This window comes from Daejeonella sp. (assembly GCF_036405355.1).
Lineage (GTDB): Bacteria > Bacteroidota > Bacteroidia > Sphingobacteriales > Sphingobacteriaceae > Daejeonella.
In genome coordinates this window covers 12,787-33,277 of the sequence record NZ_DASWXT010000078.1, presented here as the reverse complement: position 1 = coordinate 33,277, position 20,491 = coordinate 12,787, and the positions used below count along the sequence as shown (strand labels likewise).

At 39.3% G+C, this 20,491-nt stretch carries 16 protein-coding genes; 9 read left to right on the top strand and 7 right to left on the bottom strand.

The features are described from left to right. Positions 1 to 10 precede the first annotated feature (10 nt). The gene (locus VGE44_RS10020; protein ID WP_331078538.1) at positions 11 to 1,771 is read right to left on the bottom strand and encodes a L,D-transpeptidase family protein; all 1,761 of its coding nucleotides are present in this window, start codon (positions 1,769 to 1,771) and stop codon (positions 11 to 13) included. A 395-nt stretch (positions 1,772 to 2,166) separates the two neighbouring features. On the opposite strand from VGE44_RS10020, the gene htpG reads away from it, so the two are divergent. From htpG to VGE44_RS10005, 3 genes are all read left to right on the top strand, one after another. Next, positions 2,167 to 4,050 (top strand): molecular chaperone HtpG, encoded by a 1,884-nt coding sequence (gene htpG, locus VGE44_RS10015; RefSeq protein WP_331078536.1) that lies wholly within the window; start codon positions 2,167 to 2,169, stop codon positions 4,048 to 4,050. A gap of 125 nt (positions 4,051 to 4,175) precedes the next feature. Further along, positions 4,176 to 5,381 (top strand): M14 family zinc carboxypeptidase, encoded by a 1,206-nt coding sequence (locus tag VGE44_RS10010; protein ID WP_331078534.1) that lies wholly within the window; start codon positions 4,176 to 4,178, stop codon positions 5,379 to 5,381. 118 nt (positions 5,382 to 5,499) lie between these two features. Next, the gene (locus VGE44_RS10005) at positions 5,500 to 6,741 is read left to right on the top strand and encodes a nucleoside recognition domain-containing protein (RefSeq protein ID WP_331078532.1); all 1,242 of its coding nucleotides are present in this window, start codon (positions 5,500 to 5,502) and stop codon (positions 6,739 to 6,741) included. Positions 6,742 to 7,120: 379 nt separating this feature from the next. Here the strand turns inward: VGE44_RS10005 and VGE44_RS10000 are convergent, their stop codons facing one another. Genes VGE44_RS10000 through VGE44_RS09990 form a run of 3 tightly spaced genes read right to left on the bottom strand, consistent with a single transcriptional unit; the run spans position 7,121 to position 10,321 of the window. After that, positions 7,121 to 7,555 (bottom strand): PaaI family thioesterase, encoded by a 435-nt coding sequence (locus tag VGE44_RS10000; protein WP_331078530.1) that lies wholly within the window; start codon positions 7,553 to 7,555, stop codon positions 7,121 to 7,123. Between the two features lie 55 nt (positions 7,556 to 7,610). Then, positions 7,611 to 8,864 carry a YeiH family protein gene (locus tag VGE44_RS09995; RefSeq protein WP_331078528.1) on the bottom strand — a complete coding sequence of 418 codons (1,254 nt, stop codon included), beginning with the start codon at positions 8,862 to 8,864 and terminating at the stop codon, positions 7,611 to 7,613. 5 nt (positions 8,865 to 8,869) lie between these two features. Continuing rightward, complete coding sequence (locus VGE44_RS09990; RefSeq protein WP_331078526.1) at positions 8,870 to 10,321, bottom strand: NAD(P)/FAD-dependent oxidoreductase; 1,452 nt, start codon at positions 10,319 to 10,321, stop codon at positions 8,870 to 8,872. Between the two features lie 209 nt (positions 10,322 to 10,530). Between VGE44_RS09990 and VGE44_RS09985 the strand changes: the two genes are divergently transcribed. Then, positions 10,531 to 10,998: a DinB family protein gene (locus VGE44_RS09985; protein WP_331078524.1), complete on the top strand. Its 468-nt coding sequence runs from the start codon at positions 10,531 to 10,533 to the stop codon at positions 10,996 to 10,998. Between the two features lie 44 nt (positions 10,999 to 11,042). On the opposite strand, the gene VGE44_RS09980 is transcribed toward VGE44_RS09985, so the two are convergent. Beyond that, positions 11,043 to 12,248, bottom strand: coding sequence for a cation:proton antiporter (locus VGE44_RS09980; protein WP_331078522.1), 1,206 nt, complete (start codon positions 12,246 to 12,248; stop codon positions 11,043 to 11,045). Positions 12,249 to 12,383: 135 nt separating this feature from the next. Continuing rightward, a complete protein-coding gene (locus tag VGE44_RS09975; protein ID WP_331078520.1) occupies positions 12,384 to 13,148 on the bottom strand; it encodes a metallophosphoesterase in 765 nt (254 codons plus the stop codon). 452 nt (positions 13,149 to 13,600) lie between these two features. Here VGE44_RS09975 and VGE44_RS09970 point away from each other — a divergent pair, with 452 nt between their 5' ends. Together VGE44_RS09970 and VGE44_RS09965 are read left to right on the top strand one after the other, a co-directional pair. Next, positions 13,601 to 14,779: an acetyl-CoA C-acyltransferase gene (locus VGE44_RS09970; RefSeq protein ID WP_331078518.1), complete on the top strand. Its 1,179-nt coding sequence runs from the start codon at positions 13,601 to 13,603 to the stop codon at positions 14,777 to 14,779. A 6-nt stretch (positions 14,780 to 14,785) separates the two neighbouring features. Continuing rightward, a complete protein-coding gene (locus VGE44_RS09965) occupies positions 14,786 to 15,688 on the top strand; it encodes a hypothetical protein (RefSeq protein WP_331078516.1) in 903 nt (300 codons plus the stop codon). Positions 15,689 to 15,748: 60 nt separating this feature from the next. On the opposite strand, the gene VGE44_RS09960 is transcribed toward VGE44_RS09965, so the two are convergent. Beyond that, positions 15,749 to 16,999: a DUF819 domain-containing protein gene (locus VGE44_RS09960; protein ID WP_331078514.1), complete on the bottom strand. Its 1,251-nt coding sequence runs from the start codon at positions 16,997 to 16,999 to the stop codon at positions 15,749 to 15,751. A 153-nt stretch (positions 17,000 to 17,152) separates the two neighbouring features. Between VGE44_RS09960 and VGE44_RS09955 the strand changes: the two genes are divergently transcribed. The 3 genes from VGE44_RS09955 (at position 17,153) to ruvB (ending at position 20,455) form a co-directional block, all read left to right on the top strand. Continuing rightward, positions 17,153 to 18,514, top strand: coding sequence for a peptide MFS transporter (locus VGE44_RS09955; RefSeq protein ID WP_331078512.1), 1,362 nt, complete (start codon positions 17,153 to 17,155; stop codon positions 18,512 to 18,514). Next, entirely contained in the window at positions 18,462 to 19,334 is an 873-nt protein-coding gene (locus VGE44_RS09950; RefSeq protein WP_331078510.1) for a polyprenol monophosphomannose synthase, read from the top strand. The genes VGE44_RS09955 and VGE44_RS09950 overlap by 53 nt, the downstream gene beginning before the upstream one ends. Positions 19,335 to 19,432: 98 nt before the next feature. Beyond that, positions 19,433 to 20,455, top strand: a complete 1,023-nt coding sequence (ruvB, locus tag VGE44_RS09945) for a Holliday junction branch migration DNA helicase RuvB (RefSeq protein WP_305364613.1) — start codon at positions 19,433 to 19,435, stop codon at positions 20,453 to 20,455. The last annotated feature ends 36 nt before the right edge of the window (positions 20,456 to 20,491 follow it).

The following is a 20,491-nucleotide window of genomic DNA, read 5'->3' as shown; positions in this document are numbered from 1 at the left end:
ATCCCACTAATTACAAATTCCTTTTAACATCCGACTTTATAAGCCCGGCACTCACTTCCTTAAAATACTGTTTTGAAAGAGTCTTGTCGTGTCCGTATATATCCTCCCTGAAGTTTACATTTCCATTTTCATCAGCCCATGCAGTGAAGTAAACAAGGTAAACTGGTAATACTTGTTTTAGCTTTACCTGCTTTTCCTGCCCCAGAGCAATAGTGCTTTGAATTTTGTTCATATCCCATCCAACAGGACCTAACAGATATTCTGCGAGTTCAAGTGGCCTTTCAACACGCACACACCCGTGACTGAAATTACGTTTTGCCTGACTGAATAATTCGTCGTGCGGGGTATCATGAAGATAGATATCATTTGTATTCGGGAAGATGAATTTCACGTCGCCAAGGTCATTTTTAGGTCCTGGTTTTTTGCGTAAGATGTATTTCCAGTTTTCTCGGGTAACAGAACTCCAGTTTATTTTTGAGGGACTAACCTGATTACCTTTTGCATCAATCAGCTCCATATTTGAACGATCCAGGTACCCCGGATCCCTCGCTATTTTAGGGCCAAGCTCATCTCTAACTATACTTGCCGGAATATTCCAGTAGGGTGCCAGAACAACGTTTTCCATCTTATCGCTGAATATTGGTGTGCTGTTCATTGTTTTACCAACGATTACGTTCATTGCGATCTGCTCTTTCCCTTTTTCATAAACGCGTAGCCTGTATTCCGGAATATTTACGATAAGGTAATCTTCCTCAAAACTTTTCGGAATCCATCTCCAGCGTTCCATATTAAGAATAATCTGTTTGATCCGCTGTTCAATCGGAATATTAAGAAGCCTTGCAGTTTCAGTACCCAGTACTCCATCCGGTTTCATCCCCTGCTGGGATTGAAATTTCTTGAGTGCATTAATGGTTTCGGTATTGAAAGTTGAATCTGCAGAACTTAAACCCAGGCGCTTTTTCAAAGCAGCAACTACAGGCTCCTTTTGCCCTTCTTTTAACTTAGGATTAGCGCTTACTGAAGGCCAGCCTCCGGCAACCTGGATTTGTCGATAAGTTGCAAGCGCTGATTTAAGTCTTGCATAATCCGGGTGCAGCGGACTAAAACTTGCATAAGAATACTTACTCTCCCGCTCTTTGAGAACAGTTATTAAAGCCTTATGTAGTTTGATTTTATTCTTTTTAACATCCCATTCGATTTCTTCGTTATCACGTGGAATAATTACACCACGGTAATAATCAGATGCCCAAACAAAATACGTTGATGAAAGTGCTACATCAATCTCCTTCTGTATCGCTGTAAATTTGGCAGAATCGCGCTTTGCCGATTCGAGGTTAGCAAATAGCGTGTTAAAATCTTTAAATTGATATTTCTTTGGATCAAGACCTTCTTCACCAGCTTTGCTGATCATGTCCAGCATAGCTTTAGCCTGAGGAACAATCTCATTATTTTTAAACCAGCCTAACTTAAAATCACGTTCCCTATAAAATTTTTTCGCCCAATCTGTATGCTCTTTCAACAAGGGATCAGTATTCATGTAGTTAATATAGTACGTACTGTCCAGGATGGGCTGCGGTTTACCGGCCACCTGCCTTTCCTTTTTACTACCACCGCAAACGGATAATAATCCGATGAGGCTGATTCCAGTCAATAAGAGAAGATATTTTTTTGTTGATCGGATACTTGCTAGGGTATATTGATAGGTACCGATATTTCGTTTTGCGTCAGTATACCCACTGGTTTTCAAGGTTTGGCTATTATTTGTCTGCATAGAGCTCATTCTCAGATATAAAATCTTAAGGTTTATATTTTGTTTTATTGGGATTTAAATGCAACAAATGTGCCGTAGCCTCGATTCACTACCCAAGCCATCAATTAAATTTTTTAATTTATCTGATTGCATCTAACGTAGCCGAAGTTCTCCTGTTTTTGCTTTCTGAAAAAATCCAAAAGCAACCCTCCCACCCGGTTGGGTATTCAGACAAAATCATTGAAAAAGATTATCTTCTAAAATGCCTAAGGAAGAAAGTATTAGAGATCGAAGTATCACCTTGCTTACTATGATAAGCATTGGCGGGTAAGGTGTGCCAAATTGACACTTCCAAACCTTTGGAACATCATTTGTTACTCCCCTAACATCCAAAACATTACATCAAACAAAGAAAAATGCAAGAAAAAGGAACCATTTCGATTCACACGGAAAATATCTTTCCAATCATTAAGAAATTTTTATACTCTGATAACGAGATCTTCCTGAGAGAGCTGGTTGCAAATGCAGTAGATGCCACTCAAAAAATCAAACGCCTCTCCTCTTTGGGTGAATATAAAGGGGATCTGGGTGAGTTAAAAGTTTCAGTATCTGTCGACGAAAAGAAAAAAACGATCACCATTTCCGACAATGGTCTGGGAATGACGGGCGAAGAAATTAAGAAATACATCAATCAGATTGCATTCTCGGGTGCAACAGAATTTGTTGAGAAATTCAAGGATGCCAAGGATGCTAATGAGATCATTGGAAAATTCGGACTTGGATTTTACTCTGCATTTATGGTTGCTGACCAGGTTGAAATTCAAACACTTTCATACCAGGACGGTGCAGAACCTGCGCGCTGGATTTGCGACGGAAGCACCGAGTTTGAAATCAGTGCCGGAACACGTGCCAGCAGAGGAACAGATATCATCCTCCACGTAAATAAAGAATCAAAAGAATTTTTAGATAAAGCCAAAATCAAGGAAATTCTTGAAAAGTACTGCAAATTCCTGCCAATTCCTGTACAATTTGGAACCCGTTCAGAGCAAGAGCCCGATGGGGAAGATAAAGACGGAAAACCAAAATTTAAATCGGTTGAAGTTGATAATATCATCAACAATACGAGTCCGATATGGACAAAATCGCCTTCTGAATTAAAAGACGAAGATTATTTGGCCTTTTATAAAGAACTTTATCCATTCTCAGAAGATCCCCTGTTCTGGATCCATCTCAATGTAGATTATCCATTTAATCTGACGGGGGTTCTGTACTTCCCGAAAGTGAAGAATGAGTTTGAAATACAGCGAAATAAAATTAAGCTTTTCTCACGCCAGGTATTCATTACCGATGAAGTAAAAGATGTAGTTCCAGAATTTTTAATGCTGCTACATGGGGTAATCGATTCACCGGATATTCCTCTGAACGTTTCAAGAAGCTTCCTTCAGGCTGATAGCGCTGTTAAAAAGATCAACAGTTATATTACCAAGAAAGTAGCAGATAAATTAGCTTCGCTCTTTAAAAATGATCGCAAAGCCTTCGAAGAGAAATGGAGCGACATCGGTTTATTCGTAAAATATGGAATGATTAGTGAAGAGAAGTTCTATGATAAGGGAAAAGATTTCGTGCTGCTTAACAATACCAAAAACGAATATTTTACACTCGAAGAATACAAAGAAAAGGTAAAAGCAGCACAAACTGATAAGAATGATATGCTGGTTTATCTGTATGCAACCGATACCGATAAGCAGGATACCTTTATACAGTCGGCAAACAAAAAGGGATATGATGTTCTGAACATGAACTCTCCTATCGATCCGCATTTCATCAGTCAGCTAGAGCAAAAACTCGAAAAAACATCCCTTAAGCGTGTTGATGCTGATGTTGCCGATAAGATCATCAGTAAAGAAGATCAGACTGTTCATGTACTGAACGATGAGGAAAAAGCCAGGGTTAAAGCAATCTTTGAAAAGGCAATTGTTAAGCCAAACATGAGAATTGAAATTGAAAGTCTGAACCCTGAAGAGCTTCCTGTTATTGTAACTATGGATGAATTTATGAGGCGTATGAAAGATATGTCTAAAATGGGTGGAGGAATGGGCTTCTATGGAAACCTGCCGGATAATTATAATGTAGCCATTAATGGTAATCATAAGCTTATCGGTAAAATCCTTCAAACACAGGACGAAGCAGAACAAACACAATTGGCAAAACAAGCTTTCGATCTGGCTTTATTATCACAGGGTATGCTAACCGGTGCTGAGTTAACTGAATTTGTAAACAGAAGTGTCAGTTTAATCTGATAATTTAACGCAATCCATTGCAACCATTTTAAAAGCATCCTTTCTGTTATAGAGAGGATGCTTTTTTTATTCAATTGAAATTTATAATTGAATGAAATCCCGGGCTTAAATACTAATTTAGTCGAATGGATTCGCTAAATATTCTCATGGAAAATTATCAGGCATTTGAAGAAACGAGAATAAAAGACCGTTTTTTCAAACATGCTGATCTCCTGAAAATACTGGACAAACTAAAGGCTAATTCTGCTTTTAATTTAAAAGAAGCAGGCCTGTCAACCAATGGACTTTCCATCAATCTGATTACATGGGGTAAAGGGCCCAAACGGGTATTTCTATGGAGCCAGATGCATGGCGATGAAGCTACAGCCACAATGTCTATAGCTGATCTATTGAATTTCTTATCACAGCCAGGCCAGTTTCGGCAAATTCATGATTTGCTGGCTGAAAAATGCACGCTGTATATATTACCAATGGTAAATCCGGATGGCGCCGAAGTATTCAATCGCCGGAATGCAATGGATATTGACATTAACCGGGATGTTCATCGGCAGCAAAGTCCTGAAGGAAAAATCTTACGCTATTTAAGGGATGAAATAAAGCCCCATTTTGGTTTTAATCTGCATGATCAAAGCACCTTATGGTCGGCTGGAAATACCGGAAACCCGGCCACAATCTCTTTGCTTGCTCCGGCATACGATGAAGTATTGAGTATCAATTCAACAAGGGAACAGGCGATGAAAGTGATTGCCATCATGAATTCAGCTATTCAAACAAGTATAGCGGACAAAATCGGACGATTTAATGATGAATATGAACCCCGGGCATTTGGCGATAATTTTCAGGCTGCAGGAACCAGCACCATTCTTATTGAAGCGGGTGGTTTTCACAATGATCCTGAGAAACAATATATCCGCAAAGTATATTTCAAAGCTATACTTTCAGGTCTGATCAGTATAGCCGATGAATCATACCATAAAGCTAAAACCAAAGATTATTTTTCAATTCCTGAGAATAAAAAGCTGCATTTTCACATATTATTGAGGAATTGTAAACTGCAGAGGAATAATATCCAATACATAGTGGATATTGGCCTGACCGCTGAAGAGAAGATCAATGAAGACCTGAGATCAGTAAAATACACCTATCTGGTGACTGAACTTGGCGACTTATCTCATTACTATGGATATGAAGAATTTAACTGTGATTTTTTCACATTGACCGAAACAAAAAAAATAAAAATTGATGAACCGGCAGATTTGATTCTTCATGACGGAACGAACATTTTGCTTACAATTGAGAATGGGGTTTTGACTAATGGTAATATAGAATAAATATTTTTAAGTTGTCTGTTACCTGTTATCAGACATACACAACCAGATAACATTTAACCGATAACTGATAACAGGCAACCGATAACTGATAACAGGCAACCGATAACTTATAAAACCTATGGCATTAAACTACATCTGGATCGGCTTCTTTGTAATTGCATTTCTCGTGGCCCTGGTCAAGCTGATATTCTTTGGAGATACAGCGATCTTCAATAATGTGGTTAATGGGATGTTCGATAGTGCAAAAACAGGTGCAGAAATATCCATAGGATTGATTGGGATTATGACTTTCTGGCTGGGTATCATGAAAATCGGAGAACGGGCAGGTATGATCACGCTTTTTGCAAAAGGTGTGAGTCCGTTTTTTAGCAGATTATTTCCGGGAGTACCTAAAAGTCACCCGGCAAATGGTTCAATTATCATGAACTTTTCTGCCAATATGCTAGGACTGGATAATGCAGCTACTCCAGTAGGCTTGAAAGCCATGCAGGAATTGCAGGAATTAAATCCTGAAAAGGATACCGCAACAAATGCTCAGATCATGTTCCTGGTGCTGAATACCGCAGGAATTACCCTGATACCCACAGGGGTTATCGCATTGCGAATGGCAAATGGTGCTGCAAACCCTGCAGATGTCTTTATTCCCTGTCTTATTGGTACTTTTATTTCATTTTTAGCAGGGATGATCGCAGTATCTTTCTACCAAAAGATCAATCTGTTACAGCTTCCAATTTTAGTATTTTTTGGAGGATTCATCGCCCTGATGGCTGGATTATATTTCTGGCTTGGAGCTCTCCCACCCGATCAGATACAGGTTTATGCCGGTTTGCTCGGAGGTATCATTATTTTTTCAATCATCACCCTGTTCATCGTTTATGGGGCCTCTAAAAAAGTAAATGTTTATGAGGCATTTATTGATGGTGCAAAAGAGGGTTTCAGTACCTCAATCATGATCATCCCATTTCTGATCGCAATTCTGGTTGCTATTAGTGCATTTCGTACCACAGGGTGCATGGATTATGTGGTGAACGCCATCGGTGCAGTGGTTGCTGCGATGGGACTGGACACTTCATTCGTTCCAGCCTTACCCGTAGGTTTGATGAAAACGCTTAGTGGTGGTGGTGCCAGAGGACTAATGGTTGATGTTATGACCACCTATGGAGCAGATTCCTTTCAGGGCAGACTGGCAAGTGTGATTCAGGGCAGCTCAGAAACTACATTCTATGTATTGGCAGTATATTTCGGTTCGGTTGGAATTAAGAAACCCCGATATGCATTAGTCTGCGGACTTATTGCAGATCTGGTTGGACTTATCGCCGCAATTTTCCTGACATACCTCTTTTTTGGACATACTATTTAACAGTAAAAAAAATATTAATTTAACCTTCCTTATATCGAACTTAGGTTAATTTATTATCTGCTAGTGCTATGCCACTCATCAATTGACGGACAAAGTTTCAATAATTCCATCCTCTCATCGTCACAGGTAAACCGCCATTTTATTTAAGCCTCCTTAGTATTCCGATGTGTTTCTCAAAGTAATTATGACATGACACTAGTGTTAAGTTAAGTGTAATTGGTCATTAGTTTTTGCTATGGGCTATGAGCTTTGAGCCATCAACTTTGAGTAAGATTCATTATTAGTGATATACAGAGCTGATTGCCCACGGCTGATTGCTCAATGCCATCAACGTCATTTCATTGTTAACATAACACTAGTTTATTAAGAATAATTAAACCTATTCCAGCCGAATCATATTTGAATATCCCCTGGCAATTAATCTGTTCTTTACAGGGAGCCATAGTTCACATTGCAGATTAATTATCTGTTTACCCCGTTTAATAACAGAACTTCTTGCTTCAATAATATCTCCCTCATGAGCTGGCGCAAAATAGTCTATATAATTATTGATCGTAGTGTAATGATGGCTTAAATTCATTGTAAACACAGTCGCTCCAATAATATCATCAATTATACCTGCACTAACCCCACCATGGAGCACCCGAATCGGGTTAGTCATATCCTGTCTGACAAGGTATTCAAAGATCAGGGCGCCGGCTTCAGCATTTCTGACTATCGGTTTTAGCCAATGGCTAAAGGGCGAAGGGCTATTGCTGAATTCCTTTCCTATTTCTTCCTGAATTGCAGCTAAATGTGCGTTAATCTTGTCCATATCTATATCATTAAACAAATAAGAAATTAAATTTTAACAAAATCATTCCTGCTCATCAAAAAAGAATCAAAGCAATAATTAAGGTTACAATCACATTAAAACCCTGAGCAATCAAAAAAGCGTAAAAAGGTTTCTTACTCTGTTTATTAAAAAGATCAGCAAAATTGGTTTCAAGCCCGATGCTGGTAAATGCCAGAGCGAACCATAAACCCTGCAGGTTTTTAAGGCTTCCTTTTACAGATGAACTGACCTCAGGACTTAATGCAAATGAGAACAATAACGAAGCGGCCAAAAAGCCCAAAACGAATTTCGGGAAACGCTCCCATATGACTTTAAGGCCTGGCTTCCCATCAGGATCATTAGCTTTTGGGTGTTTGGTATAAGTCCAGTAAACGGAGATTGCAAAAGCGGCCAGACCCAACAATACATTTTGGGAGAACTTAACAATGGTGCTGATCTTTAATGCGGTTTCCCCTACTAATGAGCCTGAAGCCACAACAGCACCTGTGGTATCTATACTACCCCCAAGCCATGCACCGGTCACTTCCTGCGACAAATCAAAATATTTGGCAACCATGGGCATGAAGATCATCATTGGAATGGCGGTGATCAATACCATTGAAATTACATAAGAAAGCTTTTTTGAATCTCCTTTTATTGCTCCAGAGGTTGCAATAGCAGCCGAAACACCACAGATAGAAACAGCACTTGAGATCATCATTGTGAGTTCATCGTCTATTTTCAGCTTCTTACACAACCAGAAAGCAAAATACCATACCGATAATACGACCGCCAAAGCCTGAATAAGTCCGAGTGAGCCTGCTTTTAATACATCAGAGAAGATGACACTGGTTCCCAGTAACACCAGCCCGATTTTAACAAACAATTCGGTCGAAAGTGATGAACGAAGCCATTCAGGCATTTTAAAAAAGTTACTGATGATCAGTCCTAAGCCCAAACTAAAAATAACTGCCTCCAGATTAAAAGATTTGACCTGACTATTCCCTGCAAGTATTAAAGCAATGATGGTGATCAGATAGACCAATGGAAAACCAAATAAAAAATATTTAAATGGCTTTCCTGTTAAAAATGCACCTATTGCAGCTATGGCCAATACAAATATGAACTGGATAAAAATGAGACTCAGATTACTGGCTGAAAGTACCTTCCCGAAAAGCTCGCCGGAATTGCTCCAGCCGAAAGCCGGGACTTCTAAAATTAGTCCTCCTATTGAAAGGATAATAATCAGAGCACCCAGTATTACAACAGTCCAGTCCTCATGAATTAAAATTTTTTTCTGTTCTGACATAAAATTTATAATGTGATTTTGATATTAAAAATATCCTTAAGTGCTTGTTTAGCAGCATTATAACCACACATCCCATGTACTCCACCACCCGGAGGGGTTGATGAAGAACAAATATATAATCCTCTCGCAGAAGTACGGTAGGGAGAAATTCTGAGGGCTGGCCGGGTAAATAGCTGACCTATATCTATAACTCCGCCATTGATATCTCCACCAATATAATTGGGATTATATGCTTCAATTTCCCGGGTATTCATCGTATGTTTTGCAAGAATCAAATCTTTGAATCCTGGTGCAAAACGCTCCACCTGGTTTTCAATGGCATTAGTCATGTCCTTTTCAGATCCATTAGGCACGTGGCAATATGCCCATGCCGTATGTTTACCTTCAGGGGCACGCAGGGAATCAAACAAACTTTGCTGAGCCAGAAGAACAAATGGCTTTTCAGGTAATACACCTGCATTTGTCATGCCTTCTCCCTTTGCTATCTCCTCATAAGTATTTCCAAGATGTACAGTACCGGCTTTACGACATTCCCGAGCAGTAAAAGGAATCGGCCCATCCAAAGCCCAGTCTATCTTAAAAACTCCCATTCCATAACGGTATCGACCTAACTGCCAGGAATATATGGTTGAAAAACTCTCCCCTGCTATTTCAAGAATCTGCTTTGGAGTAAGATCAAAGAGAACAACTTTAGATGCTGGAATATCTTTCATTGATCGAACAGGCATACCAGTTTCTATTTTTCCACCTATTGAAAGAAAGTAGGAAACAAGTGCGTTAGCAATTATCTTGGATCCACCTTTAGGCACAGGCCAGCCTTTTAGGTGTCCGGTAGCCATTAAGACCAGTCCGAAGGCCGAAGTACCTAAATTACTTAATGGTTGCATTGAATGAGCCGCCATGCCCGCCCAAAGACCTCTGGCTTCTTTCGTATTAAACTTCCCCGCAAGTGATGTTGCAGAACGCAGGGCATTCAGACCAAAAGCAGCCATATCTATGGGATGTTTTGGAAAATGTAAAGGTCCCAGTAAATCTTTCACCATGCCGGGCCAGTTTTTGACCAACGGCTTTAACAGGTTGATATAAGATTCTCTGTCAATCCCAAGGGTTTCAGCAGTCTCTTCAACACTTCCACTTAAAGCCGCCGCAGTTCCATCATCAAAGGGATGAGCTGCCGCCAACCCAGGATAAATATATTCAAGTCCGTGCTGCTCAAGGGGTAAGGAATTAAAAAAGGGAGAACCTGCCGCAAGCGGATGAATCGCAGAACAGATATCATGCAGAAATCCTGGTAAAGTGAGTTCTGCAGATCTTAATCCTCCTCCTGTTGTATCCTTTGCCTCCAGGATCAGAACAGAAAGTCCGGCCTGCTGCAAAGTAATTGCTGCCGACAAGCCATTAGGGCCTGAACCTATAATGATTGCATCAAATTCAGAACTGACATTTACTCGTCTCATTTTAGATGAATATCATCATTCTGGACTAAAAAACATAATAATACACTAATTATGAGGAATCAGTTCAAACTTAATTTACAGATGGCTGAGGTAAAAAAGCAGACAGATTTTACCATTTCGCAAATGCAAAATCAGATAATCTATTATTAAATAAATACATCATCTTATTTTGTAAAGAATCCTTAATTTCGAAATCAAAACCGTAATAGATGAATTCAAAAATAGATTTAATCAGACAAACAAGGTCCAAAGCATTGGAAATTATCAGCGGACTAAGCATTCCCGAATTGAATAGAATTCCCGAAGGATTCAACAATAATATTATCTGGAATCTGGGACATCTGATCGCTGCCCAGGAAGGAATATTTTACCTTCGCGGAAAGCTCGAATTAAATATAGAAAAGGAATTTTTCAATTCATTCAAGAATGGTTCCCGGCCTGAACGTGAGATTCATGCTGAGGAAATTGAAAAGATAAGGTCCCTCCTGTTCAGCAGTCTGGATCAGTTTGAAGCAGATCTGGAGAAAAATGCCTTTCATAATTATCCTGCCTGGACTACCAGTATGGGTATACAAATCAATTCTATTGATGATGCGCTTGACTTTTTACCATTTCATGAAGGACTCCATCTTGGGCATATAATGACCTATAAACGTATCATTCTGAATAAGTCTTGATTCTCAGACTGCGGAAATCAAAGCAATTCCGGAGGCATTGATAACTAATAAGCCTGCAGTTCATTTTCCACTTTGAATTTTTGTTTTGAAAAGAGAATTCCAAACATCATGATGAGGCCCGAAATCAAAATCACAAAAGACAGGACACCTTCATTAAATTTATCACTCATTAACTCAACAGGAATACTGTAAAATAAAATAATAGTGATCAAACCTCTTGGAGCGATGAATAGCTCCGGAAAAACATTCGTCTTTGAGATATAGCGCAGAAATACATAGCGTATCAGCAAAATCACCATAATAATAATGCTGCCGGTGATAATTACAGGCACTGAAATTATTAATGAAATATCTATACTATAGCCAAACAATAAAAAAAAGAAAGTGCGGATAAGAAATGCAAGTTCAGCAGTCATCCCTTTTAGTTCGCGATTCACACTGTTTAATTTTCCTGGATTCAGAAATCCTGTAATCCAGCCCTTAAGAAAGGGTTCTGCATTATTTAAAACCAGACCAAATACCAGAATAAAAAACAGGGAGGGCAAATGCCATTGCTTGGATAGTGAATAAACTAATATCAGAATAGAAAGAATAAGAAAGACCTTGATGTGTCCTTTCAAATATTTTAATAAAATCAGAATCAAAACTGTGCAAATTATAGAAACGAGGCATATTAAAACCAGATTCCAAACAAATACAAGGCCCGTATTAAGGGATAACAGCTTATCTGAAATCACATAATTAAACAGCATAATTCCCAGAATATCAGAAAAAGTTGATTCATAAATGATAAATTCCCTCTTATCTGCACTCAGATTATTGACACTTGGAATTGCAATCGCACTGCTGATTACACCCATCGCAACAGAATATGGCAATGCCTGTTTAAATGGAATTTCAAAGGCAAAATGTAAAATATCAGCTATCGCAATTGTTGTAATAAACAGAACAGATACTGCACTTAATAATGACCTGATTATCAACTTCTTTTTATCCGGAGTAATTTTAAGGTCAAGAGCACCTTCCAGAACTATCATTATTAATCCAATAACTCCCAGTAACTCGAGAACTGTCCTTGGAACCAGAAAGTTCATTTGATATTGGTCTCCGACGACTTTCAAAATCATCCCACAAACAATTAACAATATTACAGATGGGACTTTCAAACGGTCTGAAATGATATTGAAAATATAAGATATGATCGTTACGATACATAAAACAATTAAAATATGGTAAGTATCTAAGATCATTTCAAGACTGGGTTAAAAAATGTAAATCTAATACGCTCCTATTATGCCAAAATAAGAAAAGTATTAAGTCAGGAGTAAGTACTCTGCAAAAATGTTGCCTCAATCAGACATTTCATTAAACAAACGATAGAAAAATTATTTTTTTTGAAAACGGAGTTTTTCCGGAAGCGAGTCGAGCGCATAATAATGATGGTCAACAATATTCCCCTTTACATTTACAATCCTGAATCCTGAACTGTCAGTTCCCAGTGGTCTTCCAACAGGCCCTGTAGTAATCATTTCCAAATCACCAGCTTTTCCATACGAATTACGATGATAGTGGCCCGCAAAAACCTGTTTTACACCATATTGTTTAAATAATTCAAGATACATTTTGCGACGCTCTGTATTAATATTGAAATACTCATCCGGTTCATTTTGGTCTTTCAGGAACAATGAATGATGCATAAATACCATGATGTTCTTTGCTCCTGATTTTTTTGCTATTTCTAAATTAGTTCTCAACCAGTTTTCCTGTGCTGCGGCTTCGGCAGGCGCCAGTGAGGGGTCTTTGATCAATGAAGAATTAATTATTATTCCAAGCATATTACCGGAACGGAAAGTATAACGGTCCTCACCAAAATACTGCTTATACAGTTCCAGGCTCGCAGGTGTTGGAACATTTTCGACATCATGATTGCCTGAAACGCTATATAATTTAATAGAGGGATCTAACTTAGACGCAATCCTTTTATATTCTGCTATCTGTGCAAGATCTCCAGGCTTGTTAACCAAATCACCGCAGATTACAACAAAAGCAGGTTTTAAGCGGTTTGACGCAGCTATTGCCTTTTCCATGTTTACAGTTTCCCTGCTGAATTCCTTATTGGCATTAAAAAAACCAAATTGGGTATCTGCCATTTGAAAAAATGTATAAGATTTCGATGAGCAGCTTGCTATCATTAACAATAAAAGGATTGCAAATATGTGTCCGGGATAAAAAGATCTTTTCATTTGTTAAATATCTCTATTCAAAATGACTAAGCAAAACATTCATACGATCATTACGTTAAATTTATTCTGGTGTTATGTTAAAAATGAAATGACGTTGATGGGATTGAGCAATCAGCTATGGGCAATCAGCTCTGTATATCACTAATAATGAGTATTACTCAAATTTGATGGCTCACAGCCCGTAGCCCATAGCAAAAACTAATGATCACTTAACACTAGAAGAATAATAAATGATCCTTAAAATCAACTGGATTTAAATAAATTGGAAATAAGAATCTGAACATTATCAATAATGGTGCAATCATTCTGTGTTGACCTTAATTTCTTAACTTGCGCCATCTAACCAAAACAAGATAAAAATGAATGAAGTATATATCATCTCTGCGGTAAGAACTCCTATTGGAAGTTTTGGAGGCTCGCTTTCAAGCCTTTCGGCAAGCGCCCTGGGTGCTGCCGCAATCAAAGCTGCGGTTGAACATGCTGGTATCAAAGCTGATCAGGTGCAGGAAGTATTTATGGGAAATGTTTTATCGGCCAATCTGGGACAGGCCCCTGCTACCCAGGCAGCAAAATTTGCAGGCTTACCTGATATTCCAGCCACCACGATCAACAAAGTATGCGCTTCAGGAACCAAGGCAATTATGATTGCTGCACAGAGTATTGCATTGGGAGAGAATGAGATTGTTGTTGCTGGTGGGATGGAAAGCATGAGCAATGTACCTTATTATCTGGATAAGGCAAGAAATGGCTATCGTCTGGGCAATGGACAGATCATTGACGGACTTGTAAAGGACGGCTTATGGGATGTTTACAATGATTATCACATGGGTTCTGCAGCAGAACTTTGCGCTGCAGAATGTAATATCAGTCGTGAAGATCAGGATGCATTTGCAATAGAATCCTATAAACGATCACAATCAGCAGAGGCAAGCGGTAAATTTAAAAATGAGATCGTACCCGTCGAAATAAAAGACCGAAAAGGGGAAATAAGCATGATTGAGCATGATGAAGAGATTAATGCCGTTAAATTCGAAAAAATCCCTTCGCTGAAACCTGTTTTTAAGAAGGATGGTACCGTAACAGCTGCAAACGCTTCCACTTTAAACGATGGTGCGGCAGCTCTGGTACTCATGAGTAAAGCAAAGGCCGATGAATTGGGGCTTAAGCCTTTGGCCAGGATCATATCCTATGCAGATGCCCAGCAGGCACCCGAATGGTTTACAACAACCCCATCTAAAGCAATTCCAAAAGCGCTGGATCGTGCCGGGATCAGAGCTTCAGAGGTAGATTTTTACGAGATCAATGAAGCATTTTCAGTAGTTTCAGTAGCAAATAACCGAATTCTTCAACTTGATCCGGCCAAAGTTAACGTAAATGGGGGTGCCGTTTCAATGGGACATCCTCTCGGTGCATCGGGTGCCCGGATTGTAGTCACTTTGCTGAATGTTCTTCAACAGAATAACGGAAAGATTGGTGTTGCCGGCATCTGTAACGGAGGTGGTGGAGCAAGTGCAATCATAATCGAAAATATGCAATAGAAAACAATGAGACATCTTTTTATAATTTTCGGATTGTTAATATTTACTTCTGGAAATGCTGAAGCTCAGCATTCTGACAGTAATAAAAACAAGCAGACTATGTTAAATCTTCAGGATAGTCTGCAGATTTTAAGTTATAAAATGATCAATGACAGCATTGAACCTGAACGCTATAATGCCAACTACAAATTCATTAAAACCTTAGTTAATACGTTAAAAACACCCTATTCTTTCAATTTTTCTTTCGATTCGCTAAAGACAATTTCAATTCAGTCATCACCCGACAAAAGATTCAGAATCTTTAGCTGGCATGTGATGAATAACGATGGCAGCTACCGTTATTATGGCACCATACAAATGAATAACCCTGATGGTAAGTTACAAATGTTTCCGCTTGTTGATTACACCCCTGCTATAAAGAACATCGCTGATACTGTCACTACACCTGACAAGTGGTATGGTGCTCAGTATTACCGCATTATATCAGTTCTGAATAATGTTCAAACTCCTTATTATGTATTACTTGGCTGGAAGGGCAATACAGTAAAGTCAACTAAAAAAGTAATAGAAATCCTGTATTTCAGGGATGGCAAAGCCTATTTCGGGATGTCTGTATTCGACGGAGACAAAGAGCAGCCATTTAAAAAACGGGCAATCTTTGAGTATGACCGTCGAGCATCGATGGTACTAAACTACGAACCATCAATAAGTACAGTGGTTTTCGACCATCTCGCCCCACCTGATCCCAAATTAAAGGGAAGATTTGAACTTTATGGCCCTGATTTCTCATACGATGGTTACCGGCTTGTAAATGGCAGATGGAAATTTGTACAGGATCTGGAACTCAAAAATACACCAACAGATCAGGATGATAATTTCAATGACCCAAAGAAGATGAAAGGGAATTGAGGGAGAGGGAAATAGGGAATGGAGAGTGATCCTCTGACAACAGATACTGATAACGATTAATTAAGGCGAAACCGCCTGCATCATCAATCCTGAAATATAGGCTCCATAAGTCCCAACTACATAACCGAAAACAGCTAATAAAACGCCAATAGGTGCTAATGAAGGATGAAAGGCACCGGCCACAACTGGTGCTGAAGCCGGTCCCCCAACATTTGCCATACTTCCAACAGCCAGAAAGAAAAATGGAGTCTTTGTAAGCTTTGCGATCAGGATTAATACCAGGGCGTGAACTGACATCCATATTAAGCCAACAAGCAATAATCCGGGATTCTTAAAAATTGCCATAATGTTCATTTGCATTCCTATAGAAGCAATCAGAACATATAAAAAAACACTTGCCACACGGGAAGATCCAACTCCTTCAAGGTTTCTGACTTTCGTAAATGAAAGCAGCATACCCAATGTTGTTGCAATGATAATTATCCAGAAAAATCCGGAGGTCAGGCTCAAAGTACTCAACTGAGGGGCATTATTAGTTATCCATGGTGCGATAATATCAGCTCCGAAATGTGCAATTCCTGTTATTCCAAATCCAACAGCCAGAATCTTAATGAGATCTTCCATCTTAGGAATTTTCATTATACTTAACTGATAAGTCTCAATTTTTTCTTTTATATCCGTAACTGACTGATCTTCAGCTTTTAAAAATTTATTAATCTCAGTGTTTTTTCCTGCTGCGAAAAGCAGGAGTGCCATCCAAACATAGCCAACAAACACATCCAGGGCAACCATAGCTGAAAAAACGTCAGCGCTTGGTTTAAAAACCTCGAACATTGCGGCCTGATTGGGTCCTCCCCCAATCCATGCTCCAGCAAGTGTGCTTAAGCCTCTCCATACTGCATCCTGGCCTTCACCACCTACAACATCCGGGGAAAATAAAGAAACTAAATACACAGCGATTGGACCACCTATAATTATACTGATTGATCCACAAATGAACATCAAACCCGCCTTCTTCCTTAATTTCCAAATTTCCCTTAAATCCAGGCTCAGAGTAAATAAGACCAAACTGGCTGGAAGAAGATATCTCGAAGCTACCGTATAAAGAGCTGATTCAGAACCAGATATCACTCCGGTTGAGTTTAATAAACCGGGAAGAAAATAACATAACAGGATTGGCGGGACAAATGTATATAGCTTTTTAAAGATAATATTCTTGCTCTGGGAAGACCAAAAAACAAATCCCAGAATACTCATAAGAATTCCTAAAACAACTGCATCATTCGTAATCAATGAAGTTTTTTCAACCATCGGAGGGGATTTATAATTATTAACAAATAATATAAGTCGGCAATTTTAGTAAATTTTAATTATAATTGAACTTTTTACTCCTTTTTAACCAATTAAAGAGTAAGACCTTACCCAATTATAAATTCTAAACAGTCAATTATTTTATTAAAACGTATGGAAATACAGCAAAAACAGCTTTTTGGACACCCAAGAGGGTTATATATACTTTTTCTTACCGAAATGTGGGAAAGGTTCAGTTTTTATGGAATGAGAGCCTTGCTCGTACTGTTTCTTGTTTCATCAGTAAATGGTGAGAACCCCGGATTTGGATGGACCAGTAGTGAGGCCTTAAAGCTGTACGGTATTTATACTTTCCTTGTCTATTTATCCTCAATCCCGGGGGGAATCCTGGCAGATAAATTGATCGGACAGAAAAAGGCAGTAATCCTTGGTGGATTGCTGCTGGTAGCAGGCCACAGTATCCTCGCATTCCAGTCATTAATAACATTTTACATAGGATTAGGGCTTATCATTGCCGGTGTAGGATGTTTAAAACCTAATATTTCGACCATGGTTGGTGGACTTTACCCAAAAGGTGATGACCGACGTGACAAGGGATTTACGATTTTCTATATTGGAATAAATACCGGAGCCTTTTTAGCAGGTATCATTATTGGATATGTTGGTGAAACTATGGGCTGGCATTATGGATTCGGACTTGCAGGATTAGGAATGGCTTTGGGACTGATTATATTTATGTTAGGCCATAAGGATCTTAAGGGAGTTGGTGAATCAACTAAAGCATTATCTGCTGCTGACCAAGCAATTATCTCAAAACCACTTACCAGTATTGAAAAAGATCGGGTGAAGGTGATGTTACTTTCATTTTTGATGATTATCGTATTCTGGGGTGCATTTGAACAGGCTGGTGGATTAATGAACCTGTATGCCTCAGAGAAAACCAATCGTATGATCGAATTCCTGGACTGGACAGTCCCGGCAACCTGGTTTCAGTCTGTAAACTCATTTTTTATAATTACTCTGGGCATTCCAATAGCAGCATTCTGGTTTAACCGCAAAAGAAATGGTAAGGAAGCTTCCTCCATCTTCAAAATCGCAATTGGAGTGATCATCATGGGATGGGGATTTTTATTCATGTCAGCAGCTTCAATTCAATATCAAAATGATGGCGCTTCTGCGATGTACTGGCTGGTTCTCGCATACATGTTTCACACAATCGGTGAACTTAGTGCATCCCCAGTTGCTTTATCCTTTATCACCAAACTAGCGCCTATGAAATATGCCTCAATCATGATGGGAGTATTTTTCGCAGCAACCGGACTTGGAAATTATGTAGCCGGATGGGTTGGTGTATGGTCGCAAACTGCCGGAGAACTCGAAATATTTACCGGAATTGCAATTTTCTGCACACTTATAGGAGGTATTGTAATCGCCATTCTTAAGCCATTAAAAAGACTTGCTCATGGAGCTGAAGACTTTTCTAAGGAAACGATGGCCACAGCTAAAGCAGAATAGAGTTCCATTACAAGAATTAAATGAAGAGAGAGATACAGAAATATCTCTCTCTTCGTTTAAAGCAGTATATTCGCAAATCAAATCTGTATTCGTGTTATCAGACAGCATCGTCATAATTCCCACCTATAACGAGAAGGAAAATATTGAAAATATCATCCGAAAGGTATTTTCACTGCCTGATGTATTTCATATTCTGGTTGTTGACGACGGATCTCCCGATGGTACTGCTGAAATTGTTAAAAGTCTGCAGGAAGAATACGAGGGCATGATTCATATAGAAGAGCGGTCTGGCAAACTCGGACTTGGAACTGCTTATATTCACGGCTTTAAATGGGCCCTTGAACGTAATTACGAGTATATTTTTGAAATGGATGCAGATTTTTCGCACAATCCGGAAGACCTGATCCGTTTAAAAACTGCATGTATTGAAGGGGCCGACCTGGCAATCGGTTCAAGGTATATCAGAGGGGTGAATGTAGTAAATTGGCCAATGAGCAGAGTACTCATGTCCTATTTTGCCTCTGTGTACGTCAGGCTGGTCACAAGAATCGATATTCAGGATGCAACCGCAGGATTTAAATGCTACCGTCGTGTGGTGCTTGCAACCATTCCTCTGGATAAAATCAAGTTTATCGGCTACGCCTTCCAGATTGAAATGAAATTCACTGCAATCAAATATGGTTTTAATGTCGTAGAAGTCCCGATTATTTTTACCGATCGTACTGAAGGCACGTCTAAGATGAGTACGAAGATATTCCGGGAAGCCTTTTTAGGCGTGATTCAGATCAAATTAAACAGCTTTTTCAGGAAGTATAAATAATCTGGCCTTAACCTGAAAATTAAGAAATTAAGCACATAAGATTTATATTTACTACATATTAATCATTCCATCAGAACTCTAATAAATAATCAGAACCTATGAATGAACATCTTGACCCCGGAGAAGAGAACCTATCACCTGTAGAACGGGAGATCGAGAAAGTTCTGCGTCCCCAGGTCTTTGAGGATTTCACAGGTCAGCATAAAATTCTGGCAAACCTTCGTGTGTTCGTGCAGGCGGCCAAACAACGTGGTGAAGCTCTGGATCATGTATTGCTGCATGGCCCGCCCGGATTAGGAAAAACTACCCTGTCTCATATCATTGCTAATGAAATGGGGGTTAATATCCGCATCACCTCCGGACCTGTTCTCGATAAACCGGGCGATCTCGCCGGATTATTAACCAATCTTGAAGAAGGCGATATCCTGTTTATTGATGAAATCCACCGTTTAAGTCCGCTCGTAGAAGAATACCTCTATTCGGCCATGGAAGATTTCAAGATCGATATCATGCTCGAAACCGGCCCCAATGCCCGCTCGGTTCAGATTTCATTAAATCCCTTTACTTTGGTTGGTGCTACTACCCGCTCAGGCCTTCTTACAGCACCCTTACGTGCCCGCTTTGGCATTAACAGCCGTTTAGAGTACTATGATGCCAAATTATTAACTACTATTGTACAGCGCTCCGCACAGATTCTCAAAACAGAAATTTCTGATGAAGGATCTTATGAAATTGCCCGCAGAAGCCGCGGTACACCCCGTATCGCCAATGCCTTATTACGCCGTACCAGAGATTTCGCACAAATAAAGGGTACAGGAAATATCGATACTGACATTGCAAAATATGCCCTGAATGCTCTGAATGTGGATGAGCATGGCCTTGATGAAATGGATAATAAGATCCTGCTCACTATTATCGATAAGTTCAAAGGTGGACCTGTTGGTCTTAAAACCATTGCTACTGCGGTTGGTGAAGAAGAAGGAACTATTGAGGAAGTATATGAGCCTTTTCTGATCCAGGAAGGTTATATCATGCGTACCTCAAGAGGCAGGGAATGCACAGAGGCAGCCTATAAACATTTGGGCAGGATAAAAACAGGAGGCAGCAACACCTTGTTTTGATACGTTTATTGATTTATATTTAAGAATAAATAAATC

Excerpts from the sequence above, each read along its gene's own strand:
- VGE44_RS10020 (WP_331078538.1), bottom strand. The coding sequence starts at position 1,771 with ATGCAGACAAATAATAGCCAAACCTTGAAAACCAGTGGGTATACTGAC.
- htpG (WP_331078536.1), top strand. The coding sequence starts at position 2,167 with ATGCAAGAAAAAGGAACCATTTCGATTCACACGGAAAATATCTTTCCA.
- VGE44_RS10010 (WP_331078534.1), top strand. The coding sequence starts at position 4,176 with ATGGATTCGCTAAATATTCTCATGGAAAATTATCAGGCATTTGAAGAA.
- VGE44_RS10005 (WP_331078532.1), top strand. The coding sequence starts at position 5,500 with ATGGCATTAAACTACATCTGGATCGGCTTCTTTGTAATTGCATTTCTC.
- VGE44_RS10000 (WP_331078530.1), bottom strand. The coding sequence starts at position 7,555 with ATGGACAAGATTAACGCACATTTAGCTGCAATTCAGGAAGAAATAGGA.
- VGE44_RS09995 (WP_331078528.1), bottom strand. The coding sequence starts at position 8,864 with ATGTCAGAACAGAAAAAAATTTTAATTCATGAGGACTGGACTGTTGTA.
- VGE44_RS09990 (WP_331078526.1), bottom strand. The coding sequence starts at position 10,321 with ATGAGACGAGTAAATGTCAGTTCTGAATTTGATGCAATCATTATAGGT.
- VGE44_RS09985 (WP_331078524.1), top strand. The coding sequence starts at position 10,531 with ATGAATTCAAAAATAGATTTAATCAGACAAACAAGGTCCAAAGCATTG.
- VGE44_RS09980 (WP_331078522.1), bottom strand. The coding sequence starts at position 12,248 with ATGATCTTAGATACTTACCATATTTTAATTGTTTTATGTATCGTAACG.
- VGE44_RS09975 (WP_331078520.1), bottom strand. The coding sequence starts at position 13,148 with ATGGCAGATACCCAATTTGGTTTTTTTAATGCCAATAAGGAATTCAGC.
- VGE44_RS09970 (WP_331078518.1), top strand. The coding sequence starts at position 13,601 with ATGAATGAAGTATATATCATCTCTGCGGTAAGAACTCCTATTGGAAGT.
- VGE44_RS09965 (WP_331078516.1), top strand. The coding sequence starts at position 14,786 with ATGAGACATCTTTTTATAATTTTCGGATTGTTAATATTTACTTCTGGA.
- VGE44_RS09960 (WP_331078514.1), bottom strand. The coding sequence starts at position 16,999 with ATGGTTGAAAAAACTTCATTGATTACGAATGATGCAGTTGTTTTAGGA.
- VGE44_RS09955 (WP_331078512.1), top strand. The coding sequence starts at position 17,153 with ATGGAAATACAGCAAAAACAGCTTTTTGGACACCCAAGAGGGTTATAT.
- VGE44_RS09950 (WP_331078510.1), top strand. The coding sequence starts at position 18,462 with ATGGAGCTGAAGACTTTTCTAAGGAAACGATGGCCACAGCTAAAGCAG.
- ruvB (WP_305364613.1), top strand. The coding sequence starts at position 19,433 with ATGAATGAACATCTTGACCCCGGAGAAGAGAACCTATCACCTGTAGAA.